Here is a 19,065-nt window from a genome sequence, read left to right on the forward strand (position 1 = left end):
AGGTATTATTAAATGGTGCCCGAGGCCAGACTTGAACTGGCACGCCTCGAAAGGCGAGGGATTTTAAATCCCTTGTGTCTACCGATTCCACCACTCGGGCTTGGAGCGGGAAACGAGGCTCGAACTCGCGACCCCGACCTTGGCAAGGTCGTGCTCTACCAACTGAGCTATTCCCGCATCACTATTTGTGGCAGCACCAAATAACGGGGTGCATTTTACGGATTTCTTTCTGTTAGTCAAACGGAAATTTTAAAAATTTATTTAACTGCTTAAAAAAAAATCAAATTTAAGTTATGGGCGCGATAGCTTGTTAAAACACGTTCAAAAAGGACTGCACTTTATTTGTGGAAGTCTTCCAACAAGCTGTCTTTTGCTGCAGTGAGATATTGCAACATTGACCAAATGGTTAAAATCGCAGCAATATAAAGCAGGATAATGGCAGCTACTTCCATGACAAAGTTATAACGCCATAACAATCCGCCTAACGCCAACATTTGTGATGTGGTTTTGACTTTTCCCAGCCAAGATACTGCAACTTTGCTACGACTGCCTAATTCCGCCATCCATTCACGCAACGCGGAGATAATAATTTCGCGGGAAATAACCACAATTGCCGGCAATGTGATCCAAAAAGTGTGATTGTATTCCACAACCAATACAAGCCCGGCAACCACCATGACTTTATCTGCAACGGGATCCAAAAATGCGCCGAAGCTGGTGGTTTGTTTCCATTTGCGTGCTAAATAGCCGTCCAGCCAATCGGTCACACCGGCGATGAAAAAAATTAGAGTAGTTAAAAATGGCGACCAATCAAAGGGGAGGTAGAAAGCGATGATGAAGAAAGGAATTAAAATAATCCGAAATATTGTCAGAAAAATAGGGATGTTAAATTTCATAGGATTGCTTTAGGTTGCCATTGGTTGGGGGCTATTGTAAATCAGATTATGCTTTTTTTAAATGGTAATTTCGTAAAATTTTGTCGCAAAAAGGGTTTTGTTATCAGACCGGATTAGCGTTAATATGCTTGTCAACTTGTGTATAAATCACCAAAATAATTTATTTACTCTGCCAGAGTTGTTAGCTATGCCAACGTTCAAAAAATGTAATTTTTGGTGACCGCACTTTATTCTTTGATTTTATAGGATCTCTCCATGTCAAAAAAATTCTCTTTAGCCACCACATTTGTTCATGCCGGCAGAAAAAAACGTTATACCCACGGTTCCGTCAATCCGGTAGTACAACGCGCTTCATCGTTAGTATTTGATTCTTTAGCGGATAAAAAACACGCCACCATTAATCGCGCCAAGGGTGAATTATTTTATGGCAGACGGGGAACCTTAACCCATTTTGCCTTGCAAGATGCGATGTGTGAATTGGAGGGCGGGGCAGGCTGCTATTTGTATCCGTGCGGCGCGGCTGCCGTGACTAACAGTATTCTTTCTTTTGTGCAAAGCGGCGATCATATCTTGATGACCGGCGCGGCGTATGAACCGACGCAGGATTTCTGTAATGTGGTGCTTAAAAAATTAGGGGTAACGACCACCTTTTATGATCCGTTGATGGGAGGTCAAATTGCCCAATTGATTCGACCGAATACAAAAGTTTTGTTCCTTGAAGCACCAAGCTCGCTCACCATGGAAGTGGCGGATATTCCCGCTATGGTGAAAGCAGTGCGGGAAGTTAATCCGGAAATTGTTATCATGATGGATAACACTTGGACGGGCGGTGTGCTATTTAAAGCGTTAGAACATGATATTGATATTTCTATTCAGGCTGGAACAAAGTATCTGGTGGGACATTCCGACATTATGATTGGCACGGCAGTATCCAATGCGCGCTGTTGGAATCAACTGCGTGAACATTCCTATTTAATGGGGCAAATGGTGGATGCCGATAGCGCTTATATTACGGCGCGCGGGTTACGCACATTGGGTATTCGCTTGAAGCAACACGAAGAAAGCAGCATAAAAATAGCACGATGGTTGACGCAACAACCGGAAGTTAAGGCAGTTTATCATCCGGCACTACCGAGCTGTCCGGGGCATGAATTTTTTAAACGGGATTTTCTCGGTGCCAGTGGTTTATTTTCTTTTGAATTAAAACAAAAATTTACGCAACAACAATTGGAGATTTTTATGAATCATTTCCAATTATTTACCATGGCATATTCTTGGGGCGGTTTTGAATCGCTCATTCTTTATAACCAACCGGAAGAGATTGCAAAAATTCGTCCGAATATTCAGAGAAAATTAGAAGGCACATTAATTCGGTTGCATATCGGATTAGAAAATGTTGATGATTTAATTGCAGATTTAAGCGCCGGATTTATGCGTTTAAAATAATCAACTTGTGATTATTTTTTCTTCATTTTTATATGTAAAATGTGATCTGTATCAGAAAATTGAAACAAAAAAGTGAACTTCTGATTGACACTATTATTTTTCTTTGCCAAGATTGCGAAGCTTCAAAAAGGAAGTAGCTTGAACTCTTCATCATCAAGTGAAGAGTTCAATTTTTACCCTATAACAAATGATTTCTGAAAAGGAATGAAGATTATGAAAAAGACAGTAATCGCATTAGCAATCGCTGCATTAGCGGCAACCGGCACGGCAAGTGCTGTAAAAGTTTATAATCAGGATGGTACGAAAGTTGAGCTTGGTGGTTCAATGCGTATCTTCTTAGGCAAGTTAGGTAAAAATCAACGTGGTGACCTTGTAAATGATGGTTCCCGTATTAAAATTAAAGCATCTCAAGAGTTAGATAACGGTTTATCTGCGTTTGTTAGTTATGAGCTTCGTTTCGAAAGAGAAGCTCGTAAAAACAAGCAAAACGCAAGTAATAATTTTGGTGATCCGACAACTCGTAAATTATTTGTTGGTTTAGGCTTCAAAGATGTGGGTGAGTTAAGTTTTGGTCGTCAGTCTACTAATGCAGATGATGTTTTGGGTGACAGCCTCTATTATGGTTCAGGCGATTTAAGTGACTTGACCACTCGTTCTGACAAATCTGTTAAATTCCGTTCTGCAGATTTTAATGGGTTTAGTTTTGGTGTGGATTACTTATTTGGTAATGCAGAGAAGTATAAAGGAACAGCTAATACGAATCGCTACAAAAATGGTTATGGTGTAGCGGCTTTTTACAATTATGATTTTGCAGAAAATCATAAAATTGATTTTGGTGCTACTTATGCAGTTGATCAATATGATACGCCAGCAAGCTCATCAACCAACCGTAAAGAACACAAGTGGTTGCTTGCAACTCACTATCAGCTTGACGCATTGAAGTTAGGCGCAGCATATGGACAATATCATTCTAAAACTAAAGGTGTAGAAGCCGTTAAAACTCGTTATATTTTCTTAGAAGGCAAGTATGACTTGAATGAACTTACAGGTATTCCAACAACCTTTGGTTTACAATGGGAAAGAAAGAGTGCAAAACAAACTTCAGCAGCGCCAAGCCATATTGAAAATCACTATATTGTGAATGTTGATTATGAATTTAATAAACATGTAATCCCTTATGTGTCATATATTCGTGCAACTGATAAAAATAATAAAATTCGTGAAAATGAAAACATCTACGGCGCAGGTTTGCGTGTATTCTTCTAATTTGAGTTAAACCTCATTGAAAAGACCGACTTTAAGTCGGTCTTTTTTTTGCTTATTAGGAAAAGAGGAGCACCTTTGTGCTATGCTTGATTTTTATTCTTATTAGGCTAAAATGTATCACAAAATGATACATTGAGGTGAGGCAATGAATACAAGACTAGAAATTAAACAATGGGGAAATAGCAAAGCAATTCGCTTACCGAAAGATTTTATTCATACACTAAATCTTGATACGGGTGACTTTTTAGAATTAAACCAAGTGGATAATAAATTTATTTTAACGGTTATTCCTAAAAACAGCCCCAAGAAACGATTAACCCTAGATGAACATTTACAAAATGAAAACTATCAGGTTTTAAATGATTGGGACGATTTTCCTATTGTCGGTGAGGAATTAATTTAATGTATATTCCTGGACGTGGCGATATTGTAAGAATTTGTTTAAATCCGGTTGTTGGTAATGAAATTCAGGGGGAGCAGGGACCTGTTTTAGTCATTAGTCCCAAGCGCTTTAATCAATATGGATTAATTTTAGTCTGCCCGATCACGCAAGGTGAAGCCTCAATTTCTAGAAAAGGTGGCTTTTATGTAAGTTTAATGGGATATGGTTTGGATACATTAGGCGGTGTTGTAGCCAATCAATCCAGAATATTAGATTGGCGTAATCGAGCGATTAAGAAAGTGGAAACTGCACCCATTGAGTTAGTGCAGGAAGTCCAAGATATTATCACGGCAATCGTTAATGATTGAGGGCGAAGATAATGCGAATAAAAAGTGCGGTAGAAACACCAAAAATTTCTACCGCACTTTTTTGCTATACTGTCTTAAAATTTATTTTTTACGTCTTGCGATCCATGTAAGATACGAATAATTTTAATCTCTTCAGTAGTACGAAAGTAGAATACAACATAACGTTCGACAACATAACGATATAAATTGGGGAGCACATAATCACAAGGCAAACCAAGATCAAAATCGCATAACTGTGAAAACGCCTTCTCAAATTTATCTAAAAAAAGTACCGTACTTTTATACCCAAACTCCGTCATGCCATAGTGAAATATACTTTCTAAATCTTTTCTTGCCAGAGGCGAAATGTATAATTTCCTAACCATGATTAGCACTATCTTTTAATGATGTGAAAAATGCCGGGATATTTTTAACTTCTTCAAATTCTCCGCTGTTCAATCCTGCATGAATTGATTTTCTTAATTCTCGTAATTGTTGCTGATATTCAAAATTTGCCAGCATTTCATTGAATAGCTCATTTTCTGATTGAAAACCGCCAAGCGTCATTAAGGCGTTTAAGCGTTCAATTTGTTGGGCTGAAAGTGTTAACATATTTTTCCCTCAATATTTTATTAAACATACGAAAGGCATTCTAACAAACCAAGACAGGCTCATCAAACTATAGAAAAAAGCGCGGTAAAAACACCAAAAATTTCTACCGCACTTTTTTGCTTTTAAACCTGCATTATAAGGTTTATTTACTTTGTTAAGTCATCAAAGAAACGTTTTACACTATCTAAGAAGCTGGAGGATTTCGGACGTTGCTTGGTTTGTCCTTCCAGGCTTTCCTCCAGTTTACGTAATAATTCTTTTTGCTCCTCGTTTAATTTAACCGGGGTTTCTACAATAATTCGGCAAGTTAAATCCCCCGCGTAGCCGCTTCGGGTTGACGTGACGCCTTTTCCGCGCATACGGAATAATTTTCCGGTTTGGGTTTCTTCCGGGATTTTTAACTTCACGCGACCATCCAGTGTCGGCACTTCAATTTCTCCACCAAGGGCAGCCATGGTAAAACTGATCGGTACTTCACAATAGAGGTTACTGCCGTCACGTTCAAAAATATGGTGTTCTTTAACGTGAATCACAACATACAAATCGCCTGCCGGCGCGCCGTTTTCACCTGCTGCGCCTTCACCGGAAAGACGTAATTGATTGCCTGTGTCCACTCCTGCTGGGATTTTGATGGAAAGATTTTTCGCTTTATTAGCTCTGCCGTCGCCATGACAGGCTTTACATGGTTTGTCAATTTTTTTGCCGGTGCCATGACAGAAATGGCAAGGTTGTTCGGTGACAAAGAAGCCTTGTTGACGACGTAAACGACCGGCGCCATGGCAGTGCGGACAGGTTTCTATCTTAGAACCGGCTTCAGCACCGGTGCCGTGACAAGTGTCACATGGCGCTAAAGTATGGATTTTAATGTCTTTTGTGGTGCCTTTTACAGCTTCTTCCAGTGTGATTTCAATGTCGTAACGTAAATCGTCACCACGCACAACGCGTTGGCGCCCACGTCCGCCGCCACCGAAAATATCCCCGAACATATCGCCGAAAATATCGCCGAAATCCGCGCCGCCAAAACCGCCACCACCAAAGCCACCACCAAAGCCACCGCCTTGTTCAAACGCCGCGTGCCCATATTGATCATAGGCAGCACGTTTTTCTTTATCGTTTAGCACTTCATAGGCTTCTTGAATTTCTTTGAATTTTTCTTCTTTCTCTTTATCGCCCTTGGTTCTGTCAGGGTGATACTGCATCGCGAGCTTTTTATAAGCGCGTTTGATTTCTTTTTCATCGGCGGATCGGGAGATGCCGAGGAGTTCGTAGTAGTCTTGTTTTGCCATTAGGTTTTCCGTTTTTTTATGTTACTTTTCTTTGCTTTGCCAAAGAAAAGTAACCAAAAGAAAGGCGACCCTGCTTTTCCTTATTCCCTTTGTTCTATTGAATTTGCTTAACGGAAATTTTCTGAACTCGCCACTTTGTGGCTCAAACAGACGAAAATTTTCTACAAATTCAATTTCACAAAGGCGGAAAAGAAGGGAACCCGTTTTATTCTTTCTCCGAATGATTTTTGCTAATCATTTTCCCCTCTTTTGTAAAGAGGGGGTAGGGGGGAGATTTAAAGTGCGGTCAAAAATTAAGATGTTTTTTATATTTATCGTAGGGATAAGGGTAAACCCAGTCTCCCACAAAACAAACGAAAATTTAACCGCACTTTTCTTATTTTTTCCAGCCCCAAAGGGGCTGAATTATGCGTAACCTAGGGTAACTAGTTACCCTAGGATGACTATCGATAAGTACACCAAAAGGGCGTGTTTCCACGCCCTAATTTAGTTTTAATTATTCCACTTTTACAGCAGTAAATTGAGTGCTAACATATCCTAAATCTTCAATTGCTTCTTTAGAAAATTCAAAGAGAACATAACTTCTTTCTAAGTATTCGCTAATTTCAATTTTAGATTTTTTCTGCTTTGCAAAAGATAGACCTTTATCTAATAATTTTTCTATCCATTCTAAAGTGGGTTGTCTAGTATCTTTAAAAATTGCATATTTGTATTTTTTTGCTATTTCTGTTTTTATCTCAACGACAACATACTCATGCTCACCATTTTTGCTCCTACTAATCGAGAAGTCTTTTACATAATGCCTTGCCATGAAATATCCTTATTTATTATCTTTTACTTCTTCAAACTCTGCATCAACAACATCGTCGTTTGGTTTGCTGTTGCCTTGCGCTTGTTGCTGTGGTTCGCCTTGTGGTTGAGCGGTTTGTGCAAGTTTTTGTGCAACTTCGGCTAATGCTTTGATTTTCGCTTCGATAACAGCTTTATCTTCGCCTTTCGCCGCTTTTTCCAAGTCGCTTAATGCGCTTTCGATGGCGCCGCGATCTGCGGCAGGAACTTGTTCACCGGCTTCGTCCAATTGTTTGCGTGTGCTGTGAATTAAGTGATCCGCTTGATTGCGGGCTTGTACTAATTCTTCAAATTTACGGTCAGATTCGGCATTTGCTTCAGCGTCGCGTACCATTTGTTGAATTTCTTCATCGCTTAAACCGGAAGAGGCTTTAATGGTGATTTGTTGTTCTTTACCTGTGCCTTTATCTTTCGCAGAAACGTGGATAATACCATCTGCGTCGATGTCGAAAGTCACTTCAATTTGCGGCATACCGCGTGGAGCAGGGTTGATGCCTTCAAGGTTGAATTGACCTAACGATTTGTTGGCTGACGCTTGTTTCCGTTCACCTTGTAACACATGAATGGTTACTGCACTTTGATTATCTTCCGCTGTTGAGAATACTTGTGATTTCTTGGTCGGAATCGTAGTGTTTTTCTCGATTAAGGTGGTCATTACGCCGCCCATGGTTTCGATACCCAATGATAATGGGGTGACGTCTAACAATAATACGTCTTTCACATCACCGGCTAACACACCACCTTGTACTGCCGCACCGATGGCGACCGCTTCATCCGGGTTCACGTCTTTACGTGGTGCTTTGCCAAAGAATTTTTCTACTTCTTGTTGAACAAGTGGCATACGGGTTTGACCGCCGACTAAAATCACATCATCGATTTCAGACGGGGATTTACCCGCATCTTTTAATGCAATGCGTACAGGTTCAAGGGATTTAGCCACTAAATCTTCAACCAAAGACTCTAATTTTGCACGAGTCAATTTGATGTTTAAGTGTTTAGGGCCGGTTGCATCCGCTGTGATGTAAGGAAGATTTACATCGGTTTGTTGGGCGGAAGAAAGCTCGATTTTGGCTTTTTCTGCCGCCTCTTTTAAACGTTGCATTGCAAGCGGGTCGTTGCGTAGGTCGATGCCTTGTTCTTTTTTGAACTCATCCACTAAATAGTTAATGATACGGTTATCAAAGTCTTCACCACCTAAGTGTGTATCACCGTTGGTTGCTAATACTTCAAAAGTTTTTTCGCCGCCCACTTCATCGATTTCGATGATAGATAAGTCGAATGTACCGCCACCTAAGTCGTATACCGCGATAGTTTTGTTGCCGGTGCCTTTGTCTAAGCCATAAGCTAATGCCGCAGCAGTCGGTTCGTTGATGATACGTTTAACATCTAAGCCCGCGATACGACCTGCGTCTTTGGTCGCTTGACGTTGCGCGTCGTTAAAGTATGCCGGCACGGTAATAACTGCTTCGGTAACCGGCTCGCCTAAATAATCTTCGGCGGCTTTTTTCATTTTTTTCAATACTTCGGCAGAAATTTGCGGAGGCGCTAATTTGTCGCCTTTCACTTCAACCCACGCATCGCCGTTGTCTGCTTTAGTAATGGCAAACGGCATAATGTCGATATCGCGTTTTACTTCTTCATCTTCAAAACGGCGACCGATTAAACGTTTGATGGCGAATAAGGTGTTTTTCGGGTTGGTCACCGCTTGGCGTTTTGCCGGTTGGCCGACTAAAGTTTCGTTGTCATTTGTATAAGCAATGATTGACGGAGTGGTACGATCGCCTTCCGCGTTTTCGATAACGCGAGGTTTTTCACCTTCCATGACGGCAACGCAAGAGTTGGTTGTACCTAAGTCAATACCAATAATTTTTCCCATTTGTTTTCTCCTAGTGAAATTTAATTCTGTGTAATAATTTACAAGTTGTAAGATGTGGATGCTTTTCCGCATTTCAAGTCATATTTTTAAAAATTTTTGACAGAGGAAAAGTGCGGTCGATTTCCTTTTCGTTTTCGTAGAATAAGGTTAAAAATATGAACTTCAAGGGAAAATGAAATTTTTTTCATTTTTGTTTTGTGAATGAATTGATCCCTTTTTTATTTATGTTAGATTAGCCGGATTCATTATTATTGCTTATCATAAAAGGACACATTGTATGAAAAAATCAGCGTTAGCTTTAGGTGTGGTTGTGGCGTTAGGAACGACTTGGACGGGTGGTGCTTGGTACACGGGTAAAGTGGCAGAAACAGAATTTGCCCGTCAAGTGGATATTGCCAATAAAGATCTTAACAAATCCGCCTATTCTTTAGGCTTAGATATTCGATTTGATAATGTTTCTTTTGAACGCGGCTTATTCAGCTCTAAAACCAAATATAAAATTCTGGTTGCCGAGCTTGATAATCCCGGTAAAACCTGGACATTGCCGTTTGAAGGCACTTTATACCATGGTCCGTTGCCGTTAAATCAACTTTCCCACTTTAACTTCATGCCAAGTATGTTCTCCAGTGTAGATTTCATAACCAAAAACGAAACCACAACGCCTTGGTTTGATGCCACGAAAGGTAAAACGCCGGTTATGTTGACGACCTCCGTCGGCTATAACCAAAGCGGTTCATCCAAGGTGGAGCTGGTACCTTTTGAGGCATCAATGAAGGACGGTACATTAGCGGCTAACGGTTTTGATGTGAAATTCGGCTTTGTACGCGAAGGCATTAATAAACTGGATTTAGATCGTGCCAAACTGGTGTATAGCAAGTCGGATAGTAAAGATTCCATTGAGTTGAATGATGTGAAAATCGACGTGGATTACCGGCGTATTCCGGAGTGGGAATATATTCCTATGGGTAAAAAATTTTTGTCCGGGGGCGTAATTAAAATTAACGGCACAGATGCCGAAGGTAAAACCAATAATGTCGAATTTCAAAACTGGAAAATTGATTTCGATACGGTTAGAAAAGACCAATTTCTGGATTTCGGTGTGAAAATTGCATTTAACGGCATGACTATTCGTGGTATCAGCTTTGGTGATTTGACTATTGATTCTGCTTTTAACCATGTTGACGGTGAAACTTTCAATCAATTAGTTCAGGTTTACACCGAGGCGGCGAAAAAGCCGCAACAAGAAGAATTTGCCGAAGCCAAATTACAGGCAGCAAAGAAATTCTTTGATACGCAACCGCAATTTATATTTAGTCCGGCATTAACTAATCAGGCTGGGAAACTTGTCTCAAATTTAGATATTTCTATTGCAAGTTCCAATTTTGAAAATTCTATTAGCAAAGGAAAAATTTTTAACCTGTTTAATCACTTTATTTTCAAAGTGGATGCGAACAAAGATGCTTTAATCGAAGAAGTGGCGAACGCACTGCAATTAAAAAGCCCGGATAAAGAGCAAGCAATGAAAATGGCAGCCACACAAGTGAATGAAGGTGTTAAAAACGGTGTTCTGCAAGGTGTATTGGTCGAAGACGGTAAACAAGTAAAATTGGATCTTGTATTGGAAAAAGGTCAGCTGAAATTAAATGGTCAGGTGATTCCGGAAGAACAAGTGGCTTCTATATTATTCTTAGCCGCGATGTCAATGGGACATTAATTTCTCGTCGGACAAGAACCGAAAATTCATTAATTTAATTAAAGTGCGGTCATAAAAAACATTATTTTTTATGACCGCACTTTTCATTTGTAAAGCGAACTTTAGTTAAGGTAAATTTTTTGTAAAACAGTAGGTTATGTCACATTTATTCGCAATAATGGTTTGCCTTATAGTCATTAATTGGGTATCCTTAGCCGCAACAAAAACAAGTGCTATATAAATAGCCAAACATATTTTGCTTTCCGAGTAGTGCCTCCTGTGAGGCACTTTTTTTATCCGATTTTTTTCCATCCGGATAGCTTATTCAAGTTCCGAAAATAAAAATCCCGTGCTGAACGAACGGGATCTTTTTGAATTGGATGAAACTACATTTTCTCGACGGTTTTAATGCCCAGTAAATCTAATCCTTGTTTTAAGGTTCTTTCTGTTAATAACGCCAGTTTTAAGCGGTTGAGTTTTACCTGTTGGTCTTCGCTATTGAGAATCGGGCAGTGTTCGTAGAAAGAGGAGAACACGCCTGCCAATTCATATAAATAGGCACAAAGAACGTGTGGCACACCGTCTTTTGCCACGAGTTGAATGGCTTCTTCAAATTGCAGTAATTTGATTGCCAACACGCGTTCTTTTTCATCCGTTAGGGTTAATGGCGCCTGTTCTACCTCGCCGGGGTTGATTTGGCTGCGGTTAAAGATAGAACGAATGCGAGTGTAAGCGTATTGCATATAAGGCGCGGTATTGCCTTCAAAGCTTAGCATATTGTCCCAATCGAACACATAGTCGGTGGTACGGTTTTTGGATAAATCCGCGTATTTCACCGAACCGATACCTACCGCTTCAATCACATCGGCTTTTTCCTGCTCGGAAAGTGCGGTGGATTTTTGCGATATTAATACGTCGGCACGCTCAATAGCTTCGTCCAATAAATCCGCCAATTTTACGGTGTCGCCGCTGCGGGTTTTGAATGGCTTGCCGTCTTTGCCGAGCATCATGCCGAAATTTTTATGTTCCAGTTGAAAGCTGTCCGGCACATAACCGGCTTTGCGGGTAATCAGCCATGCCTGTTGCATGTGTTGGCTTTGGCGGGTATCGGAGAATACCAATGCACGGTTGGCTTTTAAGGTTTCATAGCGATATTTGGCGGCGGCAATATCGGTGGTGGTATAAAGAAAACCGCCGTCTTTTTTCTGCACGATAACGCCCATCGGGCCACCGTCTTTATTTTTAAATTCATCTAAATAAACCACCCACGCGCCATCGTCTTCTACGGCGAGACCTTGTTTTTTAAGATCTTCTACAATGCCCGGCAGCATTGGGTTATACAGGCTTTCACCCATGACATCTTTTTCGGTTAAGGTCACATTTAAACGATCGTAATTGTGTTGATTTTGTTGCATAGTGATTTTTACCAGCTTTTGCCACATGGTACGGCAATATTCATCGCCGCTTTGCAGTTTCACCACATAATTGCGGGCTTTCTCGGCAAATATCGGATCTTCGTCATAATGTTTCTTCGCTGCACGATAAAAGGCTTCCAAATCGCAGAGTTCCATTTCAGAGGCGTGCTCGTTTTCCATTTTTTCCAAATAGGCAATGAGCATGCCAAATTGTGTACCCCAATCGCCTACATGGTTAGCGCGGATAACGTGATTGCCTAAAAATTCTAACGTACGCACCACAGCGTCGCCGATGATGGTGGAACGTAAATGCCCTACATGCATTTCTTTGGCAACGTTGGGAGAAGAGTAGTCCACCACCACCGTTTGTTTATCCTGATGGTGAATGCCTAATTTCGGATCTTTCACAGCGTTGCCGATATTTTCCGCTAACCAACCGTCTTTCAGAAAAATATTAATAAACCCAGGGCCGGCAATTTCGGTTTTTTCCGCAATATCTTGCAATTCGGCTTTCGCTAACACCAGTTGTGCAAATTCACGCGGGTTTACGCCTAATTTTTTGGCGGCAGGCATAATGCCGTTTGCTTGATAATCGCCGAATTGCACTTTGCCCGATTGGCGAACCAATGCTTCACATTGTGCATCGGCGCCGGCAGCAAGCATCGCCTGTTTGATTTTTTCGGATAAAATAGATTGAATATTCACGGTTAAACCTTAAACTTTTTAAATAAGTTGGGCTGATAAAAATAGCTGAGTATAATACCGCTCTTTAAGATTTCAGAAAAGCCAAAAAGGAAAATTATATCGTTTCGTTCTCCGCATAAAATGTTTGAAAAACAGACCGCACTTTTCACCGATTTTGAAGATTTTGAACAAAAAATTCATGCCTTGGCGCAGCGGCTTGATTTAAATTTGTCGGAATATGAAATTGACCACCTTTCTTTGCGCGTCAATACCGAACAAACGGCGCAAACATGGCTGGCGTTATTGTTAAAGCAAGGTTCGGTGTTAAGTGATAACGTGGTGAACGGGCGTGTGATTTATCTTATTTTGCTTGATGAGCCTATACGTTTTGCCGGGCAATGGGTAGATGTAGTGGAGTTGCCGCTGCCGAAAAATAAGCATTATCCGCGAGAAACCTGGGAACATATTGAGGTGGTTGTGCCGTTTCGGGCGAATGAAACAGCGAATGAATGGGTTGCACGCATAAAAAAATCGTTTTTACGGAACCAATTTTCAGATCTGACAGTCAAAGCGGGCAAACCAAAAGCAAGCGGTGAAATACTGGATAATTTATCCGTTGCAGTGAGTTTTTTTGATAAAACACATAACCATACTTGCATTAAGTTTCATCCATATAGTATCAAAAAAATCATTAATGCGGTATGATAGGTCCGATTTAATAACTTCATAATTTTAAGGAGCATTTTATGAAAAAAATCGTATTAGCTGTTTTAGTGGGCTTAACCGTTGCAGGTTGTGCTAACCAAGATATTTATAGTGGCAGTGTGTATTCTTCGGGACAAGCAAAAGAAGCCCGTTCTATTAGTTATGGTACCATCGTTTCAACCCGTCCGGTGAAAATTCAGGCGGATAACCAAGGCGTGATTGGTACTATTGGTGGTGGTGCAATTGGCGGTATTGCCGGATCTGCAATCGGTGGTGGTACAGGTAGAGCGCTTGCAACGGCTGTTGGTGCAATCGCCGGTGCAGTTACCGGCAGTAAGGTTGAAGAAAAAGTCAGCCAAGTTAGCGCCTTGGAAATGGTAATCAAAAAAGATGACGGAAAAGAAATTGTTGTAGTGCAAAAAGCCGAACCTAACTTAGTGCCGGGTGCACGGGTACGTATCGTCGGCGGTTCACGTTTGAACGTTTCTGCACTTTAAGTTCTACCTATTCCTAAAAGGCTTTTGGCGAAATCCGAAAGCCTTTTTTACTGCCTAAACTTCAACAACATTTTCATTCTGTGCTAGAATGCTCCGGTTTTTTATTTCCTTTTCAATTTTCCTTCTGAAGGTCAAATAATGAAACCCTCAATTATCAATAAACTCGATAGCTTAAAAGAACGTTATGAAGAGCTGGAAGCCTTGCTCGGTGATGCTTCCGTAATTAGCGATCAGGACAAATTCAGAGCCTATTCCAAAGAATATGCACAACTTGAGGATGTTGTGAAAAGTTTTAACCGCTGGAATCAGCTCAATTCCAATCTGGAAGAAGCGCAGCTTTTGCTGGACGATCCCGAAATGAAAGAAATGGCGCAAATGGAGATCGAAGAGTCCAAAGCGGAGCTTGAACAGGTTGAACAGCATTTACAGATTCTTTTATTGCCGAAAGATCCGAACGACGAATATAACTGTTATCTTGAAATCCGTGCCGGCACTGGTGGCGATGAAGCCGGTATTTTTGCCGGTGATTTATTCCGTATGTACAGCCGTTATGCGGAAACCAAACGTTGGCGCGTTGAAGTGCTCAGTGAAAACGAAAGCGAGCAGGGCGGATTTAAAGAAATTATCGCGCTGGTCAGCGGCGACGGCGTGTATGGTCAGTTAAAATTTGAATCGGGTGGTCACCGCGTACAACGCGTTCCGAAAACCGAATCCCAAGGGCGTATTCACACCTCCGCCTGCACGGTTGCCGTGATGCCAGAATTACCGGAATCGGAAATGCCGGAAATTAACCTGGCGGATTTACGCATTGATACCTACCGCGCATCGGGGGCGGGCGGCCAGCACATCAATAAAACCGATTCCGCCGTGCGTATTACGCATATTCCGACGGGCATGGTGGTGGAGTGCCAGGACGAACGTTCACAACATAAAAACAAAGCCAAGGCGTTATCGGTGCTGGCTTCCCGTTTGGTACAACAGGAACAGGAAAAACTGGCGCAGGAGCAAGCGGACACCCGTCGTAATTTATTGGGTTCCGGCGATCGTTCCGATAAAATCCGCACTTACAATTACCCGCAAGGGCGCGTTACCGATCACCGTATTAACCTGACGATTTACCGCTTGGATGAAGTGATGAACGGTAAAATTGACGATTTGATTCAACCGATTATCACCGAATATCAGGCGGATCAGTTGGCGGCGTTGTCCGAGCAGAATTAATCATAAGAACGAGCTTAACGGCTCGTTCATTTTTATCACGAAGATGAACTATCAACAATGGTTGCAACAAGCCACGCAAGCATTAAATCAGGCGAATCCCTCGGAAAACGGCAAAACCGATGCGCAAGTGTTATTGCAATTCGTGACGCAAAAATCCCGCGCCACGATTTTGGCGTTCGGCGAAACCGTATTGGATGAAAAAACGCTGGAAAAACTGACTGCACTTTTAGCCCGTCGTTTGCAGGGCGAACCCATCGCTTATATTCTCGGTGAAAAAGAATTTTGGTCGTTGCCGTTAAATGTTTCGGCAGGAACGTTGATTCCACGCCCCGACACGGAAATATTGGTGGAGAAGGCGGTGGCGATTGCCATTGAAAAGCTACAAAAGTGCGGTCAGAATTCGCAGCGTTTTCGCATTCTCGATCTCGGCACCGGCACCGGTGCTATTGCTTTGGCATTGGCTTCGGCGTTAAAACCTATCGCACAAAAACACGCGGTTTCGTTGGATATTATTGGCGTTGACCTCACGCCGGAGGTAGTGGCGTTGGCGAAATCCAACGGGGCAAAAAATCAGCTGGAGGTGGCTTTTATGCAAAGCCGTTGGTTTGAAAATGTCACGGGGAAATTTGATTTAATCGTGAGCAATCCGCCGTATATCGATGCTCATGACGAACATTTAGCGCAGGGCGATGTGCGTTTTGAGCCGTTGTCTGCGTTGGTTGCGGCGGAAGAAGGTTATGCGGATTTACACCATATTATCGCCAATGCGCCGAAATTTATGCGGGAAAACGGCTATTTGTTAGTAGAACATGGTTGGCAGCAAGGGGAAAAAGTGCGGTTGATTTTTCAAGAGAATTTTTGGTCGGCGGTTGAAACTTTGCGGGATTACGGAAATAATGAGCGCGTGACATTAGGTTGTTGGGCGCAAACTGAAAATAAATAAGGACGGCGTATGCAAAATAAACTCATTCAATTAGGCGATATTCAAATTGCCAACGATAAACCCTTTGTTTTATTCGGCGGCATGAACGTGCTGGAAAGTCGCGACATGGCGATGCGCGTGTGCGAAAAATATGTGGAAGTGACGCAAAAACTGGGCGTGCCTTATGTGTTCAAAGCTTCTTTTGACAAGGCGAACCGTTCTTCCATTCATTCTTATCGCGGCCCGGGCATGGAGCAGGGCTTGACGATTTTTGCTGAATTAAAGCAAACTTTCGGCGTAAAAATCATTACCGATGTACATGAAATTTATCAATGTCAGCCTGTCGCCGAGGTGGTGGATATTATTCAGCTGCCGGCATTTCTTGCCCGTCAAACGGATTTGGTGGAAGCCATGGCGCGCACCGGTGCGGTGATTAATGTGAAAAAGCCGCAATTTTTAAGCCCGGGACAAATGGGCAATATCGTGGAAAAAATCGCCGAGTGCGGCAATGATAAAGTGATTCTGTGCGATCGCGGCACGAATTTTGGTTACGATAATTTAGTCGTGGATATGTTGGGTTTCAGCGTCATGAAAAATGTGTCCAAGGGCTGCCCGGTGATTTTTGACGTGACCCATTCATTGCAATGTCGCGATCCGTTCGGTGCGGCTTCCGGCGGACGTCGTGCGCAAGTGACCGAACTTGCCCGTTCCGGTCTGGCGGTGGGATTGGCAGGGCTGTTCTTAGAAGCCCATCCGGATCCAAGCAATGCAAAATGTGACGGACCGTCGGCGTTACCGTTAGATAAACTGGAGGCTTTTGTGAGCCAAATGAAAGCGGTCGATGATTTGGTGAAATCTTTCCCTGAATTGGATACGGCGAATTAATCCTTTGAGCATTCAATATATAGTGCATAAAATTCTATTTATGCACTATATATGCTAAAAAATACGATATTTTTATTAAATTAAAGTGGATTTTTACTTAAATTTACGATATTATTCCGCGCGGTTCCATAACTGTAAAAACCTTATTTAAAATAACCATTTAAATTTATGTTCAAAAAATTATTGATTATCACCCCTTTACTCGTCTTAACCGCTTGTTCAAGCAGCACGGCTTCATACCAACTTGATCAAGACGAAGAACAACTTAATCAATTAATTTCCTCCCAATTAAAAACCAACAAACCCCATCAATATTCCGGCATCATGGACAAACGCCTTTCCAAAATTTATCAGGAATGGGCGGGAACCCGTTATCGTTTTGGTGGCACTACAAAAAATGGCATTGATTGCTCCGGCTTTATGCAAACCACCTTTTTAGATGCGTTTGGCGTGACATTGCCGCGTTCGACTTCCGAACAGCGTTATGTCGGTAAAGCCATTCAAAAGAAAGAATTGAAAGTGGGCGATTTGGTTTTTTTCCGTAGAAATAATCATGTAGGCGTATATGTCGGCAACGATCAGTTTATGCATTCCAGTACAAGCCGAGGCGTGATTATTGAGTCCTTAAGAGACAATTACTGGGCAAGAACGTATACCCAATCCCGTCGGGTTCTTTAAGTCTGATTGGATTGAATAAAAAGTGTTCTGCACTACAATCGGATACCCACAACCAACTAAACTGCGGATTTTTATGGTCAAACACTATTCAATCGAATTCAGACATCTATCATCTACCGACGTAAACAAGCGAAAAAACGGCCATATTTAACCAAACTTACTCACGCGCAATTGATTACCAGAAGCTCAAAGAGAAGTTAGCCACAGACTCAGCTGAGTTTTTGGCAGGGAGTGAGAAACTGTATCTTTCCCCAATGGGAACTTAGCCAATCGGGAGATTGACTCCTTTACAACCGTACGGTGCCCGATTTTCGGCTTAGTCTCGCCAATGCAGGAAAGCGATATTTAATTAGGTTTATTTATCTATCCAAGTTTTTGGGTGCAGAGCACTTTTAAAGACTAAACAGCCAATCATCTTTCTTCGGCGTTTGCAAATAAAAGCCTTTTTCCTTGATGTTTTGCAGAACCTCCGTTTTGTCCGCATTCTCCAGCGGCTTTTCGCCCGCCAGATTAAACAACATGACAAAAATTGGTTTTCCAAATATCTTTAGCAGCGCCTCGGGTACACCATCAAACTGATTGCGCTTTTCAATATAAAGATACATACCCGCTTCCTTAGGACTTTTATAAATGGCACATAACATAATTTTGCTCCAAAATGAGGTTCGAGTTGCTGATTTTGCAATAATTCTTTATGATTAGAAACCCTTTTCCTTGGAATTTCGTGATGGCTCAAGATATTATCGAACTACGAACAGGTCAATTTTCCGCCGTATTTATCAGTATCAACAGTTCAAGCTTAACGGCGATCAAACGTGCGCTGGCAAAAAAAGCCAAAAACGCACCGTCTTTGTTTCAGAATATTGAAGTGATTTTACAATTCAATCCGATGTTGGAAACAGTTAATTTAATTGCATTGAAGGAATTACTTGCCGAATATAAAATTCATGTTATCGGTGTAGCCAACTGGCAAAACCATCTGCAAAGGGAATTAATACTCAGCGCCGATTTACCGATTCTCGGCAACATTGATAACCTGTCCGAAATTCTTCCCGAACCGCGCTATCAACCGACGAAAGTCATCGCCCACAACGTGATTGATAAACAGGTGATCTACGCCAAAAACAGCGATTTGATCATTCACGGTGATGTGGAACATGGCGCCGAAGTGGCGGCAGACGGCAATATTCACATTTACGGCGAATTATTAGGACGCGCTATGGCGGGCGTCAACAGCAGTTCGGGATCTATTTATACACAATATTTAGATGCCGAATTCGTGGCGGTAAATAGCCGTTTTCTGTACAAAGAAAAAATCCCAACTGAATTTTTATATCGTTCAGTCAGGATTTTTGCGGAAAAGGATAAATTAGTTTTTACCCCGTTTTAAAAAGCAGCTTAGTCT

General features: G+C 41.7%; 20 protein-coding genes and 2 tRNA genes. 12 read left to right on the top strand and 10 right to left on the bottom strand.

The window, feature by feature from the left end:
* Positions 1 to 13 precede the first annotated feature (13 nt).
* The 3 genes from DK423_RS06250 to pgsA form a co-directional block, all read right to left on the bottom strand.
* Positions 14 to 100 (bottom strand) — tRNA-Leu (locus DK423_RS06250).
* A gap of 1 nt (position 101) precedes the next feature.
* Positions 102 to 177, bottom strand: a tRNA-Gly gene (locus DK423_RS06255).
* 161 nt (positions 178 to 338) lie between these two features.
* Positions 339 to 896 (bottom strand): CDP-diacylglycerol--glycerol-3-phosphate 3-phosphatidyltransferase, encoded by a 558-nt coding sequence (gene pgsA, locus DK423_RS06260; RefSeq protein ID WP_005555649.1) that lies wholly within the window; start codon positions 894 to 896, stop codon positions 339 to 341.
* Positions 897 to 1,151: 255 nt separating this feature from the next.
* Here pgsA and metC point away from each other — a divergent pair, with 255 nt between their 5' ends.
* The 4 genes from metC to DK423_RS06280 all read left to right on the top strand — a co-directional run bounded on the left by metC (position 1,152) and on the right by DK423_RS06280 (position 4,358).
* The gene (metC, locus tag DK423_RS06265; RefSeq protein ID WP_005555651.1) at positions 1,152 to 2,342 is read left to right on the top strand and encodes a cystathionine beta-lyase; all 1,191 of its coding nucleotides are present in this window, start codon (positions 1,152 to 1,154) and stop codon (positions 2,340 to 2,342) included.
* A 213-nt stretch (positions 2,343 to 2,555) separates the two neighbouring features.
* Positions 2,556 to 3,608: a porin gene (locus DK423_RS06270; RefSeq protein WP_005555652.1), complete on the top strand. Its 1,053-nt coding sequence runs from the start codon at positions 2,556 to 2,558 to the stop codon at positions 3,606 to 3,608.
* A gap of 145 nt (positions 3,609 to 3,753) precedes the next feature.
* Entirely contained in the window at positions 3,754 to 4,011 is a 258-nt protein-coding gene (locus DK423_RS06275; protein ID WP_005555654.1) for an AbrB/MazE/SpoVT family DNA-binding domain-containing protein, read from the top strand.
* On the top strand, positions 4,011 to 4,358 hold the full coding sequence (locus DK423_RS06280; protein ID WP_032996494.1) for a type II toxin-antitoxin system PemK/MazF family toxin: 348 nt from the start codon (positions 4,011 to 4,013) through the stop codon (positions 4,356 to 4,358). Before DK423_RS06275 ends, DK423_RS06280 begins: the two co-directional genes overlap by 1 nt.
* 74 nt (positions 4,359 to 4,432) lie before the next feature.
* On the opposite strand, the gene DK423_RS06285 is transcribed toward DK423_RS06280, so the two are convergent.
* The 5 genes from DK423_RS06285 to dnaK all read right to left on the bottom strand — a co-directional run bounded on the left by DK423_RS06285 (position 4,433) and on the right by dnaK (position 8,960).
* On the bottom strand, positions 4,433 to 4,723 hold the full coding sequence (locus DK423_RS06285) for a type II toxin-antitoxin system RelE/ParE family toxin (protein ID WP_032996495.1): 291 nt from the start codon (positions 4,721 to 4,723) through the stop codon (positions 4,433 to 4,435).
* Positions 4,716 to 4,949 (bottom strand): hypothetical protein, encoded by a 234-nt coding sequence (locus DK423_RS06290; protein WP_005555659.1) that lies wholly within the window; start codon positions 4,947 to 4,949, stop codon positions 4,716 to 4,718. Before DK423_RS06290 ends, DK423_RS06285 begins: the two co-directional genes overlap by 8 nt.
* A gap of 146 nt (positions 4,950 to 5,095) precedes the next feature.
* The gene (gene dnaJ / locus DK423_RS06295; protein ID WP_061886667.1) at positions 5,096 to 6,235 is read right to left on the bottom strand and encodes a molecular chaperone DnaJ; all 1,140 of its coding nucleotides are present in this window, start codon (positions 6,233 to 6,235) and stop codon (positions 5,096 to 5,098) included.
* A 496-nt stretch (positions 6,236 to 6,731) separates the two neighbouring features.
* Positions 6,732 to 7,046, bottom strand: a complete 315-nt coding sequence (locus DK423_RS06305) for a hypothetical protein (protein WP_032996497.1) — start codon at positions 7,044 to 7,046, stop codon at positions 6,732 to 6,734.
* A 9-nt stretch (positions 7,047 to 7,055) separates the two neighbouring features.
* Positions 7,056 to 8,960: a molecular chaperone DnaK gene (gene dnaK / locus DK423_RS06310; RefSeq protein WP_005577601.1), complete on the bottom strand. Its 1,905-nt coding sequence runs from the start codon at positions 8,958 to 8,960 to the stop codon at positions 7,056 to 7,058.
* A 277-nt stretch (positions 8,961 to 9,237) separates the two neighbouring features.
* Here dnaK and DK423_RS06315 point away from each other — a divergent pair, with 277 nt between their 5' ends.
* Positions 9,238 to 10,674, top strand: a complete 1,437-nt coding sequence (locus DK423_RS06315; protein ID WP_005555664.1) for a YdgA family protein — start codon at positions 9,238 to 9,240, stop codon at positions 10,672 to 10,674.
* 365 nt (positions 10,675 to 11,039) lie between these two features.
* On the opposite strand, the gene argS is transcribed toward DK423_RS06315, so the two are convergent.
* A complete protein-coding gene (gene argS, locus DK423_RS06320; protein WP_061886666.1) occupies positions 11,040 to 12,773 on the bottom strand; it encodes an arginine--tRNA ligase in 1,734 nt (577 codons plus the stop codon).
* 120 nt (positions 12,774 to 12,893) lie between these two features.
* Between argS and DK423_RS06325 the strand changes: the two genes are divergently transcribed.
* From DK423_RS06325 to DK423_RS06350, 6 genes are all read left to right on the top strand, one after another.
* The gene (locus DK423_RS06325) at positions 12,894 to 13,457 is read left to right on the top strand and encodes a VOC family protein (protein WP_005555668.1); all 564 of its coding nucleotides are present in this window, start codon (positions 12,894 to 12,896) and stop codon (positions 13,455 to 13,457) included.
* 41 nt (positions 13,458 to 13,498) lie between these two features.
* On the top strand, positions 13,499 to 13,954 hold the full coding sequence (locus DK423_RS06330) for an outer membrane lipoprotein (protein ID WP_005555670.1): 456 nt from the start codon (positions 13,499 to 13,501) through the stop codon (positions 13,952 to 13,954).
* A gap of 138 nt (positions 13,955 to 14,092) precedes the next feature.
* Positions 14,093 to 15,175, top strand: coding sequence for a peptide chain release factor 1 (prfA, locus tag DK423_RS06335; protein WP_061886665.1), 1,083 nt, complete (start codon positions 14,093 to 14,095; stop codon positions 15,173 to 15,175).
* 43 nt (positions 15,176 to 15,218) lie between these two features.
* Positions 15,219 to 16,118 (top strand): peptide chain release factor N(5)-glutamine methyltransferase, encoded by a 900-nt coding sequence (gene prmC, locus DK423_RS06340; protein ID WP_005555674.1) that lies wholly within the window; start codon positions 15,219 to 15,221, stop codon positions 16,116 to 16,118.
* A gap of 9 nt (positions 16,119 to 16,127) precedes the next feature.
* A complete protein-coding gene (kdsA, locus tag DK423_RS06345; protein ID WP_005555676.1) occupies positions 16,128 to 16,982 on the top strand; it encodes a 3-deoxy-8-phosphooctulonate synthase in 855 nt (284 codons plus the stop codon).
* A 168-nt stretch (positions 16,983 to 17,150) separates the two neighbouring features.
* A complete protein-coding gene (locus tag DK423_RS06350; RefSeq protein WP_005555678.1) occupies positions 17,151 to 17,660 on the top strand; it encodes an NlpC/P60 family protein in 510 nt (169 codons plus the stop codon).
* Positions 17,661 to 18,052: 392 nt separating this feature from the next.
* Here DK423_RS06350 and DK423_RS06355 read toward each other — a convergent pair whose 3' ends face one another.
* Entirely contained in the window at positions 18,053 to 18,304 is a 252-nt protein-coding gene (locus tag DK423_RS06355; protein ID WP_032995628.1) for a YcgL domain-containing protein, read from the bottom strand.
* An 83-nt stretch (positions 18,305 to 18,387) separates the two neighbouring features.
* On the opposite strand from DK423_RS06355, the gene minC reads away from it, so the two are divergent.
* The gene (gene minC, locus DK423_RS06360) at positions 18,388 to 19,050 is read left to right on the top strand and encodes a septum site-determining protein MinC (RefSeq protein ID WP_005555681.1); all 663 of its coding nucleotides are present in this window, start codon (positions 18,388 to 18,390) and stop codon (positions 19,048 to 19,050) included.
* The last annotated feature ends 15 nt before the right edge of the window (positions 19,051 to 19,065 follow it).

It is taken from the genome of Aggregatibacter actinomycetemcomitans, from assembly GCF_003130205.1.
Taxonomy (GTDB): domain Bacteria; phylum Pseudomonadota; class Gammaproteobacteria; order Enterobacterales; family Pasteurellaceae; genus Aggregatibacter; species Aggregatibacter actinomycetemcomitans_A.